We start from the raw sequence: 255 nt of genomic DNA, 5'->3' as shown, positions 1-255 counted from the left end.
CCGTGGACGACCATAGCGGCCCCGCAAGGAGCTCCGCGAGCAAGGAGCTACCCGAGGACCTGACGCTTGGAGGATATGACCCCCGTGTCGAAACCGGCTAGGTGAAGTCCGCCATGGAAGCGGGCATGTTCGATCTTCACGCATCGATCCATGACGACATTGAGCCCAGCGGACTCGGCATCCCGGGCAACGTCCTCATGCCATGAGCCCAACTGCAGCCACAATGTCTTGGTGCCCGCCGCGATGGCCTCGTCC

General features: G+C 63.1%; 1 protein-coding gene. It reads right to left on the bottom strand.

Going from position 1 to position 255, the window contains the following annotated elements:
- Positions 1-47: 47 nt before the first annotated feature.
- Positions 48-255: CoA-binding protein (locus tag SCA31_RS24445; RefSeq protein ID WP_410699568.1), on the bottom strand; the 208-nt coding region annotated here is incomplete at its 5' end.

Origin of the sequence: Chryseobacterium sp. SIMBA_028, assembly GCF_046535285.1 — a bacterium.
Classification (GTDB): Bacteria; Bacteroidota; Bacteroidia; order Flavobacteriales; family Weeksellaceae; genus Chryseobacterium.
The sequence above is the reverse complement of the archived record's forward strand: the minus strand, read 5'-3'. Positions and strand labels throughout refer to the sequence as shown.